1 protein-coding gene is annotated in these 255 nt (G+C 34.1%); it reads left to right on the plus strand.

The window, feature by feature from the left end; translation table 11 throughout:
- Positions 1 to 240: AAA family ATPase (locus AC1RQI_RS17345; protein ID WP_481905852.1), on the plus strand; the 240-nt coding region annotated here is incomplete at its 5' end.
- Positions 241 to 255 lie beyond the last annotated feature (15 nt).

The following is a 255-nucleotide window of genomic DNA, read 5'->3' on the forward strand; positions in this document are numbered from 1 at the left end:
TATCCATCTTTTTTTGATCAAGCCTGTAAAGACTACCTATACACTACTATATTTGTGCTTCCGCCATGGAAAGAAATCTATATCAGCGATGCCGAACGCTATGAAAATTATGATCAGGCTGTATTAATACATGAACATTTGATGGAAACCTATGAAAAATATGGGTATTCGATAGTTGAAGTACCAAAAGACACAGTAGAAAATCGAGTTGATTTTATCCTAAATAGGCTCGCCAAATAAAACTTTTCGTACTTT

It is taken from the genome of Salicola sp. AFF1 (assembly GCF_056783195.1).